The sequence below is a fragment of the Mycoplasmopsis caviae genome, from assembly GCF_024498215.1.
GTDB lineage: Bacteria > Bacillota_I > Bacilli_A > Mycoplasmatales > Metamycoplasmataceae > Mycoplasmopsis > Mycoplasmopsis caviae.
Genome location: NZ_CP101806.1, coordinates 622,112 through 640,480, shown reverse-complemented (window position 1 = coordinate 640,480; position 18,369 = coordinate 622,112). Strand labels below are relative to the sequence as shown.

General features: G+C 26.7%; 22 protein-coding genes and 1 tRNA gene. 7 read left to right on the top strand and 16 right to left on the bottom strand.

From position 1 onward, the window contains the following. Positions 1–196 precede the first annotated feature (196 nt). The 10 genes from NPA07_RS03070 to NPA07_RS03025 form a co-directional block, all read right to left on the bottom strand. Positions 197–946, bottom strand: coding sequence for an IS1634 family transposase (locus NPA07_RS03070; protein WP_256553314.1), 750 nt, complete (start codon positions 944–946; stop codon positions 197–199). Continuing rightward, positions 922–1,227, bottom strand: a complete 306-nt coding sequence (locus NPA07_RS03065; protein ID WP_256553097.1) for a hypothetical protein — start codon at positions 1,225–1,227, stop codon at positions 922–924. Before NPA07_RS03065 ends, NPA07_RS03070 begins: the two co-directional genes overlap by 25 nt. Positions 1,228–1,322: 95 nt before the next feature. Next, positions 1,323–1,781: a hypothetical protein gene (locus NPA07_RS03060; protein WP_256553096.1), complete on the bottom strand. Its 459-nt coding sequence runs from the start codon at positions 1,779–1,781 to the stop codon at positions 1,323–1,325. Between the two features lie 124 nt (positions 1,782–1,905). Then, a complete protein-coding gene (locus NPA07_RS03055; protein WP_126118557.1) occupies positions 1,906–2,742 on the bottom strand; it encodes a MurR/RpiR family transcriptional regulator in 837 nt (278 codons plus the stop codon). A gap of 835 nt (positions 2,743–3,577) precedes the next feature. After that, the gene (locus NPA07_RS03050; RefSeq protein ID WP_256553072.1) at positions 3,578–3,769 is read right to left on the bottom strand and encodes a hypothetical protein; all 192 of its coding nucleotides are present in this window, start codon (positions 3,767–3,769) and stop codon (positions 3,578–3,580) included. 4 nt (positions 3,770–3,773) lie between these two features. Then, complete coding sequence (locus tag NPA07_RS03045) at positions 3,774–4,166, bottom strand: hypothetical protein (RefSeq protein ID WP_256553095.1); 393 nt, start codon at positions 4,164–4,166, stop codon at positions 3,774–3,776. Beyond that, the gene (locus tag NPA07_RS03040; RefSeq protein WP_256553094.1) at positions 4,145–4,462 is read right to left on the bottom strand and encodes a hypothetical protein; all 318 of its coding nucleotides are present in this window, start codon (positions 4,460–4,462) and stop codon (positions 4,145–4,147) included. The genes NPA07_RS03045 and NPA07_RS03040 overlap by 22 nt, the downstream gene beginning before the upstream one ends. Further along, positions 4,456–4,755, bottom strand: coding sequence for a hypothetical protein (locus tag NPA07_RS03035; protein WP_256553092.1), 300 nt, complete (start codon positions 4,753–4,755; stop codon positions 4,456–4,458). Before NPA07_RS03035 ends, NPA07_RS03040 begins: the two co-directional genes overlap by 7 nt. Positions 4,756–4,797: 42 nt before the next feature. Beyond that, positions 4,798–5,049 (bottom strand): hypothetical protein, encoded by a 252-nt coding sequence (locus NPA07_RS03030; RefSeq protein WP_256553091.1) that lies wholly within the window; start codon positions 5,047–5,049, stop codon positions 4,798–4,800. Positions 5,050–5,054: 5 nt separating this feature from the next. Then, the gene (locus NPA07_RS03025) at positions 5,055–5,195 is read right to left on the bottom strand and encodes a hypothetical protein (RefSeq protein ID WP_256553090.1); all 141 of its coding nucleotides are present in this window, start codon (positions 5,193–5,195) and stop codon (positions 5,055–5,057) included. Positions 5,196–5,374: 179 nt separating this feature from the next. On the opposite strand from NPA07_RS03025, the gene NPA07_RS03020 reads away from it, so the two are divergent. Next, positions 5,375–6,070 carry a LemA family protein gene (locus tag NPA07_RS03020; RefSeq protein WP_126118558.1) on the top strand — a complete coding sequence of 232 codons (696 nt, stop codon included), beginning with the start codon at positions 5,375–5,377 and terminating at the stop codon, positions 6,068–6,070. A 142-nt stretch (positions 6,071–6,212) separates the two neighbouring features. Further along, the gene (locus NPA07_RS03015; RefSeq protein ID WP_256553089.1) at positions 6,213–7,211 is read left to right on the top strand and encodes an IS30 family transposase; all 999 of its coding nucleotides are present in this window, start codon (positions 6,213–6,215) and stop codon (positions 7,209–7,211) included. Between the two features lie 318 nt (positions 7,212–7,529). Here NPA07_RS03015 and NPA07_RS03010 read toward each other — a convergent pair whose 3' ends face one another. From NPA07_RS03010 to NPA07_RS02995, 4 genes are all read right to left on the bottom strand, one after another. Beyond that, entirely contained in the window at positions 7,530–7,832 is a 303-nt protein-coding gene (locus NPA07_RS03010; protein ID WP_126118560.1) for an MMB_0454 family protein, read from the bottom strand. 2 nt (positions 7,833–7,834) lie between these two features. Beyond that, positions 7,835–8,395, bottom strand: coding sequence for an elongation factor P (efp, locus tag NPA07_RS03005; RefSeq protein WP_126118561.1), 561 nt, complete (start codon positions 8,393–8,395; stop codon positions 7,835–7,837). A 102-nt stretch (positions 8,396–8,497) separates the two neighbouring features. Next, the gene (locus NPA07_RS03000; RefSeq protein WP_126118562.1) at positions 8,498–8,908 is read right to left on the bottom strand and encodes a hypothetical protein; all 411 of its coding nucleotides are present in this window, start codon (positions 8,906–8,908) and stop codon (positions 8,498–8,500) included. A gap of 132 nt (positions 8,909–9,040) precedes the next feature. After that, positions 9,041–10,060: a nicotinate phosphoribosyltransferase gene (locus NPA07_RS02995; protein WP_126118655.1), complete on the bottom strand. Its 1,020-nt coding sequence runs from the start codon at positions 10,058–10,060 to the stop codon at positions 9,041–9,043. A gap of 266 nt (positions 10,061–10,326) precedes the next feature. On the opposite strand from NPA07_RS02995, the gene NPA07_RS02990 reads away from it, so the two are divergent. The 3 genes from NPA07_RS02990 to NPA07_RS02980 all read left to right on the top strand — a co-directional run bounded on the left by NPA07_RS02990 (position 10,327) and on the right by NPA07_RS02980 (position 12,625). After that, positions 10,327–11,475, top strand: coding sequence for a hypothetical protein (locus NPA07_RS02990; protein ID WP_126118563.1), 1,149 nt, complete (start codon positions 10,327–10,329; stop codon positions 11,473–11,475). 193 nt (positions 11,476–11,668) lie between these two features. After that, complete coding sequence (locus NPA07_RS02985; RefSeq protein WP_126118564.1) at positions 11,669–12,523, top strand: HAD family hydrolase; 855 nt, start codon at positions 11,669–11,671, stop codon at positions 12,521–12,523. A 17-nt stretch (positions 12,524–12,540) separates the two neighbouring features. Next, a tRNA-Leu gene (locus tag NPA07_RS02980) sits at positions 12,541–12,625 on the top strand. 39 nt (positions 12,626–12,664) lie between these two features. On the opposite strand, the gene NPA07_RS02975 is transcribed toward NPA07_RS02980, so the two are convergent. Both NPA07_RS02975 and NPA07_RS02970 read right to left on the bottom strand, forming a co-directional pair. Beyond that, positions 12,665–14,500, bottom strand: coding sequence for an ABC transporter ATP-binding protein (locus NPA07_RS02975; protein ID WP_126118565.1), 1,836 nt, complete (start codon positions 14,498–14,500; stop codon positions 12,665–12,667). Next, positions 14,500–16,317 (bottom strand): ABC transporter ATP-binding protein, encoded by a 1,818-nt coding sequence (locus tag NPA07_RS02970; RefSeq protein WP_126118566.1) that lies wholly within the window; start codon positions 16,315–16,317, stop codon positions 14,500–14,502. Before NPA07_RS02970 ends, NPA07_RS02975 begins: the two co-directional genes overlap by 1 nt. Positions 16,318–16,726: 409 nt before the next feature. Here NPA07_RS02970 and NPA07_RS02965 point away from each other — a divergent pair, with 409 nt between their 5' ends. Together NPA07_RS02965 and NPA07_RS02960 are read left to right on the top strand one after the other, a co-directional pair. Beyond that, positions 16,727–17,587, top strand: a complete 861-nt coding sequence (locus NPA07_RS02965; protein WP_256553088.1) for a hypothetical protein — start codon at positions 16,727–16,729, stop codon at positions 17,585–17,587. A 119-nt stretch (positions 17,588–17,706) separates the two neighbouring features. Further along, a complete protein-coding gene (locus NPA07_RS02960) occupies positions 17,707–18,360 on the top strand; it encodes a hypothetical protein (RefSeq protein ID WP_256553087.1) in 654 nt (217 codons plus the stop codon). Positions 18,361–18,369 lie beyond the last annotated feature (9 nt).

Genomic DNA, 18,369 nt, shown 5'->3' with positions numbered 1-18,369 from the left:
TTTATAGGTGTATTGGTCATTTTTACAATTTTAGCCTTGTGTTATAATACCCTCAATTTCATCGACTTTTCCCATCAGTGGAAGTCTTTCAATATTTAATTTTTCAATTAATTCAAGGTATTCAATTGGTTCATCAGTTCTCATAAAATACTCTGTATCATTCTCATAATCTTTAAAGGTTATTAGTTCAACTTCTCTAATACTGTTGAGTATTTTTTCAGTAGTAAATTTGTGATCATCTTCAACTATTGAGTCAATAGTGAATTCTAGAAATCTTTGGAGTACAAGGGCTAAATAACAAATAAGAAAATGCCGCTTCAATTGTCTTCCTTTTTGATAGATAAACAGGTCTAACCTCAAATGATGTTTTTAACATTCTAAACGAATCTTCAATTTTTCAAAGTTTTCGATATGTTGAAATAATTCTATCAGTCTTCATTTCCATATCGTTTGTGAATATTCCATAAAATCCATCTCATTTTGCATCATCTTCAATTTTTGTTGTCTTTATCGTTACTTCTTTAACATTATAATCGAGGTACTTTCTACCACCTCTACTTAATTCTGAGCGAGCTTTTGAAGCGTTGTTTTGAACACCTTTTAAAGCTTTTTCAATAAGTCTTTTGCGGTCGTTCTCATCCTTTTTTCTTCTATTTTCACTGAAAGAAAGAACAAGTCTACCATCAATTATATATTTCTCATCTTCTTCATTTTTTACAAATTTTGTATCTTTACGATCTTTAATAAAGTAGTTTTCAGTTATTTTATCATATGAATCTAAGTCAAGTATTTCAGAAGCAATTTTGCCTTTTGCTTTAATTTTTTCTGCCATTATAAATTTAAAACCATTGTCAATTATCGCCTGTAAATTAGGTCCAGAATTAAGTCCTCTATCAGCAACTATCGTTACATTTTCGATCCCTAAATTTTCCTTAACTTCCTGTATAAAAGGGATAAAAGTCTTAAAATCGCTTGTATTTCCGGAAAAAGTTTGTAACTTATTGGTATTCCATTTGCATCAATCATCAAACCTAATACCACTTGTGTTTGGTTAACTTTTAAATCCTTTGAAAAACCAAAGATTCTAAAATCATCTGCTGTGAAACTTTCAAAATAAACTGTTGTAACATCGTAGAAAGCCTCTTCTAAATTTCTGTCTATTAATTCTGATAATCTATTGTTTAAATGTTTAATAATATCTAATCTTTCATCACATAAAATTTCCAATGCTCTGTAATGAGATTTCAACGTGTCGTCATTCTCTATTAAATATGAATCATAAGATTGAACTGTTCTTAGTTTTGATGAAGGTTTTAAAATTCTTAAAAAGTTAGGTTCTCAACAATATTATTTAAATCATATCTGAAAAGAAATTCTTTACTTTTTAAATCAAAATATTCATCAAGTTTTAGTTTTTTGTAAATCGTTTTGTAAAGTAAATTACCATATTTTTTCGAACTATTTTTTACTTTTTCAGCATTTTCTTCATATGTTAATTTGTCTTTGAATTCATTCCTTTCATTGAATTCTGTATCAAACAAAACATCGATAGATTTGTGAACTCTATACTTCAATAATTCATTATCTCTTGCTTCATTTCTCAAACCTTGATATTTATTTTTTAAATCCTCTAAAATGTTAGGATTTTCTTCTTGCAGTTTTGATAAAAGACCAAGTTTTTCAATAACCACTTGCTTTGTTTTATTTGTTCCTTTTATTCTAACTGAATGGCAAATTTGAACATATTCTTTGCCTGCTACTTTTGAAACTTTTACATACATAATTATATTATAACATATTATAACACAAAATAAGAAAAATGAAAAAATTTCATATACTTTAGTATATGAAGTGTTCATTTTCATTTTTGATTCGTCAAACTTGGGAAAAAGACACGCATTTTATCTAATCGTGTCTTTTTTTGCCACTATCATTTCATTCATCAATTACTTTAAGTCAATCACTTCTACTGCTTTTGTCTTCTATCTTAGATACTAGATAGTCGGTAATTATATCTGCTATATATTGTTGAGCTATTTTAGAACTTAATGCATGGTAGCGAATACGTTGTTCAACAGTTTCGTGAAGAAGAACATGAGGGTATTTTGACTTTTGTGATTTATTGGCTGTTATTAATAGAAATGGGAAATTATTTTTCAATAATTGTTCACATAAGAAAATAATTTCAGCAGTATTTCCGGTCTTAGAAAAAATTATAACCGGTGGTTTTTCTTCCTTTTGAGCCTTTGAAAATAATGAAATTAAAAACGTATGAAAGCCATCATAGAAAAATGTCCTGTAGTTAAATTTTTCTAAATTTAAGCATAATTCTCGAGCTGAAATAGCACTCGATCCAATTCCATAACAGTAGACCGTTTTCTTTTTATGAATTTCATTGCAAATAAACCTGATTTCATTTATATCTAAATACTTACTAGTCAAATTGATTGTTTCGATATATGACTTAAAAACTTTATAAATACTATTATCTTCTAGTTCTTTAGGAATCTTTATGCGAGATAAATAATTGTATTTAACATAAAATTGCATTTCTTTGTAGCTTGAAAAACCTAATTTACTGTACATACGAGATAATACTGCTGTTGATGTATTTGTTTTTGTAGCGTTTTTCTCTATTGAATTTTCTGCAAAGTCATTTGGATTTTCATTTAAATACTCAACAATTTTTTGTTCAGCATTAGTAAGTGATTTATATTCATCAGCAAATAAAAATAGTTTCATATCAATATTATACATATTTTCGATGAAAAAACCTATTTTATAAGCATAAAAGAAAATAATTTTGAAAATGTTCACATATTTATAATTTTGAAGTCAAAATTTTATAATTTGCCTATAAAACAGCCGTTTTGGTCAAAGAGAAGATTTATAGATTTTAGAAATATTTTTAATTTTAAAAAATATTTTACCAATAATTTATTATTTAAAAAAACAACAGAAGTTTTTATATGTTATTTTAATTTGCAAACCTAAATTGAAAAAGTGAAGTGTCGATTATAAATGACGTCCATTTTTCAAATTTTTATATCTTTATAAATTTAATACTTATTGTGTTATTTATTGCAAAAAATAATAAGTTATATATTAAATTATGATAATTTTCTTCTATTTTGTCCAATTTTTAAGGTTGTAAAAATTATAGCCAAAACACATAAAAGTTTGGCTATTTTTTTAACTAAAACAGCAAAAAATGTGTTATTTTTTGTTTTTGTGTGTACAACATTAAGGTTTACCGCATTTTTAAATGTTAAATTACATTTTTTAAAATTTTGCATATTAAAACATACAACATCATTAAGAAGTTGCTTTTAATTAATTCATTTTGTCTTCAATCCTAAAGTTTTTTCATAACTTTTGGGGATTGACATCATTTGTTAATTTCTTTTTAAATATTCTTCAATCAACAAATAAATTGTTGATTGAAATAAAAAATAACTTATTTAATAAGTATTGAGCCGTTGGCTCTTATTAAGACCTGTCGGTCTTAAGAAGCAAAACTTCTTTTTGTCTTGCAAGACAGGCTTTCTTCTTTTTAAAAAGAAGAAACAAGAAAAACTTACTTAAATGATTTGTAATTAGCGTCAATAAATTCCTTCATTTCTTTTGTAATATCATTTAACTTTTCAAGATTTTCACTTAATAGTTTTTTAATAAATTCAATGTCTTTATTGTTTGGGTTTGCAGAATTCTTAAATATATTTTCAAGTTTTTCAAATGTACTGGATGTTCATGTTCTATTATGAAGCATGGTTTTAATTGTAGGCTCTTACACCTTGATGTTGTGGATCAAGATTTTTTGATATTGCATATACATCGATTGCACTCAATTCGTTTCCTTTCGGTACTCTGGCTTCATATTTTCTTTTCCCCTCAACAAAGAATAATTTATTTTCAGGAGTTACCATAAGCTTTGCCTCTCCACTTTCAAACATAGAAACCCTAGCGCCATTATTATCAAATGGAGCAAGATATTTGTTGTCATATCTCACAGTATGATTAACTATTTTTCTTTTAATTACAAGATTCATCTCTTCTTCAAAAATTTCAGTATTTGGCTTTCTAAAAACATTTGATTTTTTACTTACTGCTTCGGCCTTTTTAAATTGTTTGTTGTATTCATCAATTAAAAGTTCAATTTTTCCCAAAAGTCTTCAAAACAGTTGATTCCGTTTGTATGAAAGAATGTTCCTATTCATCTTTGCAATGTTCAAAATGATCTTTCAACATTTGGTTTTGCCTTTGGATTGTTGCTTGTTATAAGTTCAATTCCTCTTGCATTTAGTGCTTCTTCCATAGTTGTTCTTGTACTATCTGAACCTCAAAAAGTTCTTCTTCTATCCGTTATTATTACTTGTGGAATGCCATACCTTTTAAATAATTGTGTTAGAAGATTTTGATATCCAATTGTTGTTTCCTCAATGTCAATTCAGATTGCTAACAAACTTTTTGTTGCTCAGCATCAACAGCATTATAAATATGGTACTTCTTACTTTCTCCAAAAAGATGAAGTGGTGTTGCATCAATTTCAATAATTTGCCCAAAATCATAGTCAGAACTTTTATTTTGGTAAACACCTTTTAATGGATTTTTATTTAGAATTTTTTCATAAATTTTAATAAACTGTGCCTCGATTTTAGAAATATCTTGACCGTTTTCTAAAAACATTCTTCTTCTCTTAAGCTCATTTTTTACTTTTCTCGTTGCATATGAACTGCAATAACCAAGTCTAAGCATTCTTTTATAAAAGGTAGTGAAAGGCAACAATTTTTTTCATCATTAGTAAAGCTCATTATTGTAAAAATGCAACAAGGCTACACTAAGATCACTTTTTGATATTTTCTCAATATGTTCCACTAATTCATAATATCTATTAGTTAAATCAATAATAACTGAATCACTTACTTTCACACCCCTAAGTTTATTTTTATTACCATGTGATATACTGATTGCATCTTGGTTATTTGTAGATGCAATCAATATTTGATTTCTATATCTTTTAATTGTTTTTGTTGATGTTCTACAACCCAATTTTCCTAATATTTTTGATATTTCGGCATTTGGTCTATTTCAATATTGTTGAATTTTTTTAAATCTAAAATTTTTTTATCTTCATAATCAGTTGTTTTACCTGTATCAACTGCTTGAAATCTGGTTTTAATTACAAGATTTTCCATAATTTAAATTCTCCTTTTTAAAATAATAATTGAAACCTAAAAATGGACAAAATAAAAGATAAAAACAGGGTGGACAAAATAAAATAAAACCATTAAAAATAATAAGTTATATATTAAATTATGATTTTAATTTTATAATAGTAGTAATTAAGATACATATTAATAGGAGAATTAAGCAAATGGCAAATTTATATAACCATGAGTCATCAAAACCAACTAGCGACCAAGGTTACAACCCACGGACAATAAGTAGTGAAATTCCTGTAAAGGTTAATGGTTTCGGAAAATTTATTTGATATTTATTATTTATTTTTATTGTTCCAATCTTTATTCATATTAAATGAGTAAATGAGTTTAAAAGAAGACAGCTTGAAATTAGCAATAATGCTTCATTGATTGATACCCAATTAGCAAGTAGAGCACAAAAGATTTTACGTATGGTTGAATCTGTAAGTTCACATATGAGATTTGAAAAAGATATCATGACACAGGTGGCTCAATACCGTTCTGCTGCAACAAAAGTTCAAGAACAATCGGTAAATACCGATGGTAATATATCGGCAGAAGCTATGGAAGCACGTCAAAACCTTGAAAATCAAACAGCTCCACTTTTAACCAGATTTATGGCTCAATTTGAAGCTTACCCAGAACTTAAAAGTGCTGAATTAGTTAAGGATTTAAATGAGCAAATTGTTGAATGCGAAAACAATATTGCTTCAGCAAGAAGACTTTACAATTCAAATGCAACTATATTTAATCAAGAAATCTTTTCATATCCAAAAAGTGTTACTGCTTCAAGCATGAAATTAACAACTATTTTGTTATTCCAAGCTAAAGAATCAGATAGACAAGATATTAGTGCAAAATTATACTAATAAACAAAAATTAAGGCTACCATGCCTTAATTTCCCAGATTGAAAAAACAAGTGCAACACATAATTGAGTAAAATTAGTTATGTAAGTGCTTGTTTTTTTGTATAAAAAAAGCAATCCTTACTTGGATAGGAAGAATTGCATATGAATTATAAACATTTATCAAAGGAAGAGAGATATTTAATACAAACTTTTATTAATAAAGGTTATTCATTAAGAAAAATATCTTCAATTATTGGCAGAAGTGCTTCAACAATCTCAAGGGAATTGAAACGAAATACAAGTCTAAACGGTTTTTATATTTATGATAAAGCAGATTTAAAGGCTAAAAGACGTTCACTCCATAAATCGTTTTTCAAGTTTCAAATCAATTTTAAATTTAAAGAATTTTCTGCACTTTTCTCTAAAAAATATAATAAAAAATTTTTTGGTGTTAAGGCTACATATCATTTCATTGATGAAAATTTTCCTGAAATAGATAAACCTACAATCAGAACGGTTTTTAATTGAATTAAGACTAACGGTTGAACAATAGCAAAAAAAGACAGACTGAGACAATATTATAAAAAAGGTGGAAAAAGGGGAAAAGACTTTATTAAAAGACTAATAAAGACATCTGATTATGTTTTTCCTATTTGAGCAAGACCTAAGAAAATTGATTTAAGAGAAGAATATGGCCATTGAGAGGCGGATTTAGTAATTGGTAAGAAAAGTAATGGTTTTCGTAATATTTTAACACTTAAAGAAAGAAAAACAAGATATAGTATTTCTGATTTTGTTGAAAGTAAAAATCATTTTAAGATTAATAAAAAAATAAGAGAATTAATAAAAAATAATAACCTAATTGTTCACTCAATTACCACTGATAACGGAATTGAATTTGAAGGTTTAGGACTAGTTGCAAAATGATTGAATATAATCATTTATAAAGCAGAACCATTTGCTTCTTTTCAAAGAGGGAGCAACGAAAACTATAATGGTATGTTAAGAAGAGAATGAAAAAAAGGAACCGATTTTAATAATATTAGTTATGAAGAACTTAAAGAAGTAGAAAAACAAATTAATAGAATGCCACGCGAAGTTTTAAACTGAAAAACCAGTGAAGAATGCTTTCTTTTTGAGAATTTTGGAATTATCGAATAGTTTTTTTGCAAGGTGCCGCCGCGGGGTGGGTAGATCTACCCACCCCCGCTTTCCTATTAGGAAAAAGTTCTCTCACATTCGTTCGTTCACTTTCTTTTATTAAAAAAAAGTCTTTTTTATTGCAAAAGCAATAATTCAAGACCTTTTTTGACTTTAATTTTCAAGAAACAAATATAATTTTTTTAATAAATTATTGTGTGTTGCACTTATTGTTTCATTTTGGGAAATTAAGGCTACCATGCCTTAATTTTTAAAAATTCTCAAATAAAGTTAAAAATTGAAAACACCAAAACAATTTTTAATTTTAACTTGTTATTATTAATAATATCCAACAAAACACAATCTTATACTTCGGGGTTTAATATCTAATAAACCTAAACAGCGAGATTCTAATTCTTGTGTTATAGTTTCAATAATTTGTTGAATGCCAATGCCTTTTCTAATTTTTATGTCAATTTCAAATGAAACATTTGTTTGTTCTTTGTTGAATGAAATTCTTGCTTCGTTAGTTAATTTTACGTCCTTAATTTCATCAAAACATTGGTTTATTAGTTGGTTAAAAACATTTTCTGTAATTGAGTAAGATAAATTTAATCCACAATTCGTAGTTATTAAATTCATTATTATTTTCCTTTACCATTATATTTACCGGTTGATGTTGATATATTAATTAAGTCACCTTCTTTGATAAACATAGGTGTTTCTAACTCATAACCTGTTTCAACTTTTACTTTCTTTTGTGGGTTTGTTGTAGTATTGCCTTTAACTGCATCAGGTGCTTCAATTACTTCTAGTGTAACTGTATCTTCAATTTCAATGTCCAAAATTTCATCCTTGTACATACGAACCTTGACAGTTGAACCTTCTTTAATAAAATTCATTTCTCACTCAACATGGCTCACAGGTACTTCAATTTGTTCATAGGTTTCATTGTCCATTAAAATAATATTTTTACCTTCTGAATATAAGTAATTCATTGGTCTTTTATCAATGTGAGCTTTTGAAACCATAACACCACCTGTGTATGATTTAATTGTTGTTGAACCTGTTCTTAAGTTCTTAACCTTAGCTTTAACGTTTGCTTGACCACGACCTTGTTTTGAGTGTTGAGCTTCTAGAACAACAAAAATTTCGCCCTCATCTTCAAAAGTAATCCCAGGTTTAAATGTATTAACATTAATCATAAATGCTCCTTTATTCTAGTTTAAAATAGTATTTAAATTATACTAAAAAGAGTTTTTTTCTTATAAAAAGATCAAAAAACCTGCTCTTTGCAGGTTAATTTCTTATTTTGATTTAATAGAAAAGATTATTGTACATACAAGGTATGGAACTGCCAATGTTCATGTTAAAATTGATGAAACAATTCCAAAAACTTGTTGTCCATTAGGTTTAATATTTGCACCTTGTGTAAAGCAAATTGTGTACGATAGTGAAATAATTGTTGCTGCTAACATTAAAAACAAGAAAATAATTAATAGTGTTCCTATTTTCCCGCTGTTTCCTGTCTTTTTGAATACAAACGCAAAGAACAAAATAACTATTTGGAGTGCAAGAGTAAAACCAACAGCACCATAAATTAGAAGGCCAAAGCCTGCACCTTTAATTGCTTCAATCATTCCTATAACAAATAAAACAATTATGATTGATGTTTGTAATAAACTAACGCCCACAAAAGCCGATGATTGTTTTTTCATTTTAATTCCCTTTCATATTAATTGATAATTAAATTATACTTAATTTTTTGAATTTTGAGATTTTTTTGTAAGGTATTATTAATTATAAAAATTTTCCAAAACGACTGTTTTGTAGGTGTTTTGGAAAATTGATTATTTTTTAGAATGGTAAATTTGCAATTTTGGATTAGGTCTATATTCGCGACCCTCTTTTGCTTCTTTTTTGCCATTTAGCAATACTGCGTCAGCACTAAAACTAGATACAAATTTAAATATTCCGGCACCAACTCCATAACTATCAACTGGAGTGTCTGCTTCCTCAAATTTTTTAATTTTAGCTGCGTTAAAACCAGAACTAACAACTATTTTGACATCATTAGCACCAACTTTATCTAGGGCTGATCTTAAATTTTTGACTTGTTCGATATTTACTCCATAGTGTTCTGGGTTTTCTTCTTGGTTATCAAACATATGGTCAACCATATTTTTAGATGTGTCAATTCTAACACCTCAAAGCTTATTACCTAAAACTTTGTAAGATTCTAATGCTTGTTCAATTACGTTATTGTGGTAGTCCACTAATGAAATTATCTTGTTTTGAGGAAAAAGTTCACTATAAGCTTGCATTGCTTTCGCTGTATTGCCACCAAAATTTTGAATTAATATATGTGGAACTGAGCCAAATGTTGATTCATTATTGAGAATATTTTGGGCCTCTGTTGAAACTGATTTAATTCCTGCTAACGCAACTGCACGACCATCTATTTCCTGCATAAGGTAGTGGTCAGCACGATCTCCCATAAAAATTACATTTTTACCTTTTGCAGCTTGAACACAATCATAAGCATTTGATGCAATTGATGTTGATCTAGTTAGAATTCCATCAATTAAACCCTCAAATTTACCAAAATCATGATAATGTCCTTCTAATTCAAGTACAACTTCCAAATTATTTATAATAGTCCCATCTGGTAAATATCTGATAATGTATTTACTGGTATCAGTATTTTTTTCTAGTAAGTCAAGAACTTCTTGCATACCTGCAAGTAAACTATTGTCTCGTCGCTGAAAAAACTGCAAAACTATTACATTATTTTTATTATATTTAGCTAATATTTTTTCAGTTTTATGAAAGTAACTAGCAATATATTTGTTCATTTTTTTACTTGTCATCATTGCGTCCTTATTTATTAAATTGTTATTTAATTATAAATTAAAGTTTAGATATCATTAATATTTAATATTTTGATTAATTCAAAGTTTCTTGTTTAATTGATTATGTCCCAAGGCCTAACATAAGTGATTTTTTTCACTTTATATAAAAATAATAAGATTTTAAAAAAATAATAATGAATTGTTTTTTCGCAAGACTTCATTTTTATATTTAATACCAATATTTTACAGTACATTTTATATTGTTTTATATAATTTAAATACTTATGGAATTAAATGTAACAATAACAAAGAAACAATTTAACAATTACATAACAAAGTTACGCAACAGCAAAAAATCATCATGTTATGAACTTAAGAAATGAGAAGATTTTAATGAGCAGTATTTTGAATTGATTAAAAAATATATTAAGGATAATGTGACTGATAGTGATGAAAAAATAAGAATTTATTTTATGCCATTTTATGATTCAAAATATTATGCATTTAGAGTTAAGTATGAAAGTCAATGCGAAGAATGTGTTGAATCTAAATTCATATATGATCAAGAACAAGAATTTTTTAAAAAAATGACTTGATTTGAAGATAAAAAATATTCATTATGAGTTTTTGAGGATGATTTTGCTTATTTTTATCTAGAAGCAATTCGAAAAATAGAAGGTATGTCCATTTTTAGTAGGTGATTATCATATCTAAGAATTCGTAATAAACATGTTAAAAATTTTAATTTAAGTGGCTTTGATGATGAATATACTTGTGAAAGTATGTTTCTTTATTTAATTAAAGATCTTATTACTGAACTTAATGGTGAAAATAATAAAAACAATGCAGAAACTAAATTATTTAGAAATTTAAAAGTTGACCATAATAATTCTTCAAATTACAAGTTTGAAATTGTTTCTAATGAATTATTTAGAAAATTAGCTGATGACAAATTTAATGAATTTTGCACTAAATTCAATGAACTGAAAATTGAAAAACCACTTGAAGATTATCAATTTTATTACAGTAATAAAGACCAGATTATATCAAAACTACTTGAATTTTATATTTATGTCTACAAATCACTTTTTAGTACACTACTAAATTTTATAAATTTATCTTATAGTCAAGATGACATTGAAATTAAGTGTATAAATCTTAAAAACTATTGTTTTGAATATTTTAATGCTCAATTTGTACCTGAATTTATTTTTAATAATCCATATTTTAACTATTTCACAACTCTTTATGATAATTCAGTTAAAATGTTGTCTTTTATAAACAAGAACACTAAAATAAGTGATCGTGAAACAAAAGAGTTTGTTAAATCTTTTAAATTTGAAACATATTATTTTTTCGGCTTAATTGTATCTTTTTTGACATATATTAATTTTTTAAGAACTTGCAGTATTGAAAAAGCTACAAAAATCTAAATTGACTAATTTGCCAATAAAATAGTCATATTGGTAAATTTTAGAAGAACGAAAATGTTGTGTTGATACTCAAATAACTCCCTATTTCATTTTTTTAAACAAAAAATGATAAAAAGAATAATGTTATTTGTTAATAATTAATAGTGTTTTTTTTATATATCGATTCACATTTAAAGGAGATAATTTTAAAACTATGAAAAGAAATATTGATGCTTACTTTATTGATTTAGATGGAACCCTATTAGATTTGCCTAATGGAGAGGAAACGATTTCAGAAGAAAATGTTAAAGCTATTGTTGAATTAAATAAATCTAAACCAGTTGTTATTTCAACTGGTAGAGCTAATAGTTCTTTTGTTTTGTCATTAATTGATAAACTAAAATGTCCATATGCTGTGTGTCAAAATGGTGCATTAATCATTGATAAAAATAATAATATTTTAGCCAAATATGAAATTGAGAATGGTGATGTTGATAGTGTTGTTGAATTATTAATTAAAGAAAAAATGTTCATAATTTTCAATGGAGATAATAAAATTTTTGGTCCTTGCGAAACAAGTCCGTTTATTAGACCGTGAACTGCAAAACTTGATAAATTTAAGTATGAGCAAATGCCTAAATATTCAAAAGTAACAAAAATTTTAACTTTTGGAAAGGATAAAGAGGAAATTAACAAATTTTACAAATTTTTGACTAATAAATATCCATCATTATCTTTTCATATTGTATCAAAAGGATATTCAATTGAAATAACGCATAAAAGTGCAACAAAAGGTAAAGGTAATGCCTTTGTTTGTAACTTATTAAATATAGATGCTAAAAATGCGGCTCATATTGGGGATAGTGGTAATGATATTAATGCACTACCTGAAGTAGGAACATTTATTGCTATGGGAAATGCTATGGATGAAGTAAAAGCAGTTGCAAATTATATAGGTCCATCATTTGAAAATTGTGGAATATCTAAATTATTTGAAGAATTAGGAGAAATTCAACCGAAAAATCAAAAAATGGGTAAAAAAATATCAAAGCAAGCCAAACTTTGGTAAAATTAATTTACTCATGCGCCTGAGTGGTGAAATTGGCAAACACGCTAGACTAAGGATCTAGTGCTTAACGGCTTGCAGGTTCAAGTCCTGTCTCGGGCACCAAATATTAAAACTGGGTTCAACGCCTAGTTTTAATTTTGTTTATTCAATGAGCAAGTCATTAACACCAAGAGCGTATATTTTCTTATAGTGTCCATTTTGATTTAATAATTGTTTGTGACTACCACGCTCAATAATCGTTCCCTCTTTTATAACGAGAATTTCATCTACATTTTTTATTGTGCTTAAACGGTGTGCAATAATTAACATACTTCTATCTTTCATTAAATGTTTCATAGCTTTTTGAATTTTAAACTCGGTAATTGTGTCAATATTGGAAGTAGCCTCATCAAGAATTGATATTGGTTTTGAGGCAATTAGTGAACGTGTAATTGCTATTAATTGTTTTTGTCCTTCGCTTAAATTATTTCCGTTTGACTTAAGAAATGTCTCATATTTATTCGGCATTAGTTCTATAAATTCATTAATTGATGTTTTATTAACTATTTTATCAAAGTCTTGCTCACTTATATTAGGATTAACTATTGTTAAGTTATTTTTAACAGTGTCATTAAAGATGTAGGTTTCTTGCAAAATTGTATCAATATAATTTCTTCAACTTTTGCTTTTGATATCAAGTATATTCTGTCCATCTATTAAAATTTGACCACTTGTTGGGACATAAAATTTTGATAATAGTTTTGCAATTGTGGTTTTACCACAGCCTGTGTGTCCTACAAGTGCAAGGGACTTACCTTTTTCAATTGTAAAACTTATATTTTTTAGAACTAATTTATCTGGATTAGATGGATAAGCAAAAGAAACATTTTTAAATTCAATTTTACCTGTTTTATAGTCTAATTCATTTAATTTATTCTCATCAAATTGTGGATTAAGAGCTAAAATTTTATTAATTCTAACAATTGAACCTAAACCGTGCTGAATTCCATTAACAATCTCAAGAATTAGTAAGATATTATCGTTAATTCTAAAAAGATATAAAGCAAAAGTCATAACAACTCCAGCACTTAAAGGCTTAATTCCACCAATAGGAATATCATAATAAACAAATAATGCAGCAGTTGAAATTAATATTATTAAATTTAGTGTTTTACTAAAGTGAAATCAAGGAAATGTTATATTCATTCTAAACCCAGCACTTGCATCTGGTTTAACTAATGCTTTTGAATATTTATCAAATTCCTTAGCAACGCTTTGACTTTGTTGATGCAAATTAACAAGTGGAAGAGCATCCATAATTTCTTCCAAATAACCATTAAATTGTCCAAGTCTTTCTTGTTGCTCGATATAAAATTTTTGATTACTTTTAATAATTAAGAAAATAATTGAAGCATTAAATAGTGCAATTAGTAAAATAATGATAGCAAGTAAGGGCGCATAAACAAACATCATAATTGCTATAAAGGTAAATTCAAATATTATTGCTATGAAAGAAACTAAAATATCTCATATTGCTTGAGTTATATTCTGTATATCATTAGTTAGTGCTGACATTATGTCACCTGTTTGTTCTTCTTCATAATAGCTCATTTGCATCTGTTGAATCTTTTGGTAGCATTGAAGTCTTAGATTTCATCCAATTTTAGCAGATAGTTTTGAAATTGTCAGCCTTTGACTAATTTCAAAAACCTTTATAAAAATATATAAACAAGCAAGTAATATTACAAAAATTATGTAATCTTTCATCCTAAAATTTGCAATATTAAATGTTTTTGAATCTAAAAATTTGTCAGTTATAAAACCAATTAACCAAGACGCAACATTTGTTAATGATGCAACAAAAAAACCAAAAATTATTGTGAAAACTCAAACACTTCTTGAAATTTCGAAGTTAGTTAAAAATTTAAAAAAAATTTTTAAACCAACCCTTTTTTCACCTTTTTTTCGAAGGTAAATATTGGTAAATCTACGTGCCATTATTGACCCCCTTCTTCTTCCTGTGATTTTCAAATCTCTTGATAAATTTTGCAATTATTAATTAAATTATCATGCTTATCCTTAGCAATTAATTCTCCTTTATCAAGAACAAAAATTTGATCTGAATCTTTAATTGAATTAATCTTTTGACTAATTATAATTAATGTACTTTCTTTTAAGTTATCTCTAATATTTTGACGCACTTTTAGATCAGTTTCATTATCAAGTGCACTAGTAGAATCATCTAAAATTAAGATTTTAGGTTTCTTAATCAATGCTTGTGCAATTGCAACTCTTTGGCGTTGGCCACCACTAAAATTTTTACCACGTTGATCAACTTTAGCACTGTATTTGTCATCTAATTCGTTTATAAAATCAGCACATGAAATATTAATTGCTTGTTCAATTTCTTGTTCACTAAATTTATCGTTCGAGAATGTAATATTTTTCTTTATTGAACCTGAAATGATCATTGGTTTTTGATAAACATGTGTAACTTTTTCAAAGAAATTAGCCGTGTCAATTTCGTTAATATTATGTGAATCAATAAGAATTTTTCCATCTTCTTCATTGAGTAAATATTCATGTGATAAAAGTTTTACAAGAGTGCTTTTACCGCTACCTGTTTTACCAATTATCCCTACTTTTTGACCTGATTCAATTTTTAGATTAATATTTTTCAACGCTACCTTTGAATCGACCAATTCGCCTTTTTTATAGATAGGATAGGAAAAATTAACATTCCTAAACTCAATTGAACCATTAGTTATTTTATTATCACTAATAACATAAGGAATTTCGCTTCTTGTATTCATTAATTCAATAAATCTTTTAGCTGAAACACTTGATCTAAATAATCTATTAATAGTAAATAATGTGTTAAAAACACCCATTGAAATCATGCTTAAATTAGCTGTAAACTGAGAAATATCACCAATTAATTTTGAGATGTTGTCATTACCTTTTTTGCCTATTAAAAAGGCTATTAAGGCAAAAATTATAACATTTCCAAAAAGCACAAAAACATTAATTATAGGTCATGCATATGAACTAAATGTGGCATTCTTACTATATACATTAAATCATTCTTGGTTTTTTGAAAAATATTTTTGATATCTTTGTTCCTCAAGGTTATATGACTTAATTAAAGCAACGGCATTTATATCTTCTTTTGATTGTTCATTTAATTGATCTAAAATTCAATTTTCTTTTCGATAAAAAGGAAATAATTTGAAAATTGCAAATATTGCTCCACCAATTAAGAATGGAATAGTTATATAAATCGCAATTGATAAATAAAGGTTTGTTGTAGTTGTGAATACAAGACCTCAAATTACAAAAAATGGAGAAACAACCAGACCTCTAATAACTATAAAAATACCATCTCTAATTTTGCTCAAATCATTACTAAAACGCGTTAGTAAACTTCCAACGCTATATTTTTCTAGTTTACTCCTTGAAAGAGTAAGTAAATGCTCAAACAATGCTTTTCTTAAATAATAAGTCCCATAAATACAGGTTTTTGTTGCAAAAAATGCACTTAAGAAAGCTACTATCATTAGCAACAATGCAAACCCAATAGCCATTGAAATTAAATAAACTATACTAAGATTTGTACTGTTAGTAATTATGTTTCAAAACAATAAATTAACTTGCTTCATTTCAATTCCGTTTTGAACATTTGCAATCAATGTAATAAGTTGTTTTGTTATTGTTGGATTAAGCATTGACAAAAAAGGCTGTATAATTGCAAAAAATGCACTAATGAAAGCAAAAAACTTAATTTTTAGTGGCATATATTTGAAAATATTTAACATTTTTTTACCTCCTTTTTTGTTTTAAAATATGTTTTTAAATTATATTCTTATTTTTACAAATAAAACACCCAAATAATTCATATTTTGACAAGAAATAAAAACAATATTTTTTTATTTAAAATTGATTTTTTTAATACAAATTAAGCGACAATTTTTTATCCTGTATTTGAATTTATACTTTTTATTACATATGCAATTTCAATATATAAAGGCTACTTATTATTACAGTTGCCTTAATTTCTTCCATGTACAAGTCATTTATTTTTCTTTAAATTAAGCAATTTAACAACATAGATGCACTTAGAAAATGACACATTTTTTATGACATTATTTTCCTAATGTCCCAAAAATATATTTGATTGTTAAAGAATATATACTTCATTTTGAAATAAATGGAAAAGGAGTCTTTATGACTAGAAAGAACAAGAAAATTATTGGGATTACTGCTGGTATAGCTAGCGGAATAGTTGGGACAATATCAATAGGTACAATCGCTGGTGCATCAGTAGACCATTCTAACTATAAAAAAATCAAGCAGGAATTTGATACGAAAATTGACAGTTTCACTAAGTTCAATAAAAAACTTAAGCAAAATCATGATGACTTAGTAAATATTATTAAGGATGAGCCACTAGAAGATGAAGTTAAGGCTCAACTTAATATGATTCTTGATTCTTACAATAAACAAATGCAATTAAACAAAGAGCTAAGTGATGAATTAATTAATATCCAAAAAAGCCAAGATAAATACAAGGTTGGTCACCACTTTGGAAACAATTCATTTCTTAGAGCAAAAAAGAACTTCAAACAATATAAACTTATTAAAGAAAGAATACCTGAAGCTGTTACAGAAACAGAAACAATATTAAATATTAGTCAAGTTGAGCATTTGCAAAAAATATTTGACAAGTGTGAAAAGTTGGCTACTGAAGTATACAATTTAAGAGATAGTGATAATTTTCTCATAAAATCAATAGAAAATAAAGATACTAAATTTAATGAACTTAAATTAGCTATTGACAACTACAAGAAACAAAAAGAAAATGATGAATTTAAGAAAGAGAAGAAACTAACAAAAGACTATATTTTATCTGGCTTAAAATTGCTTAGTGAAGATTATAAAGTTTGAGATGAAGGGGCACTAGCAAAGTTTAACGAGAACAAGATCACTAATTCAATCAGTAAGAAGATAATTAGTAACACTGAGATTGAAACAATACAAACTTCAGTTGGTTTAGATATTTCAAAGTACCAACAAGCAAAAAGATAGTAAATAAGTATTTTAGTCACGATGGAAAAATTATTAAACATAAAAATTATTTATCGAGAACCAGCGTTCTTAGTGATCTAAAAAGTGCAAATGAATCTATTAATGAATTTAATAATGAAATGATTAAATATAATACAAATTTAATTACTTCACTAAAAGAAAAATTAGACAATTCAAAAGTATTAGAACAAACAACGTTGCTTGACTATAGTGTCCAAAAAGCCAATTATGACAACTTATACTTACTAAATGATGAAATCACAAAATATTCATCAAATAACAACAATTGAGAACTTGAAAAAGCAAGTGAAATTATTCATAAATCACTTGATTTAATTAGCAAGGAAAAGAATCGAACATCTACTCTTATAACTTTTATTGATAATTCAATAAAGTCAAAATTAAAAAATTTAAATGTCAATCTAGATTTTTTAATGGAAAAATTAAAATTACAAAGTGAATGGAATGAAGTCGAAGAATTTGCAAAACAAAGTAGTGAAGATTTAACAAATTTAAAGTCAGAACAATATATATCTAAACGAAATGAAGTAATTGATTCGTTTATTAAAATTAAAACACATATTAATAAATTGAGAAAAGAAAGTATTAAATTATGAGATTATGGTAAACATAGACTTAATGCTTTTAAAACTTCATATGAAAATGTAAAGAGTAATCTGGATACATTCTTGACTTTGACACTTTGGCCATTAAAACACATTGAAAATAAGGCTCATATACATAGTATATGAATTTTTTATTTTTTCTTGTAATTCTAGTAA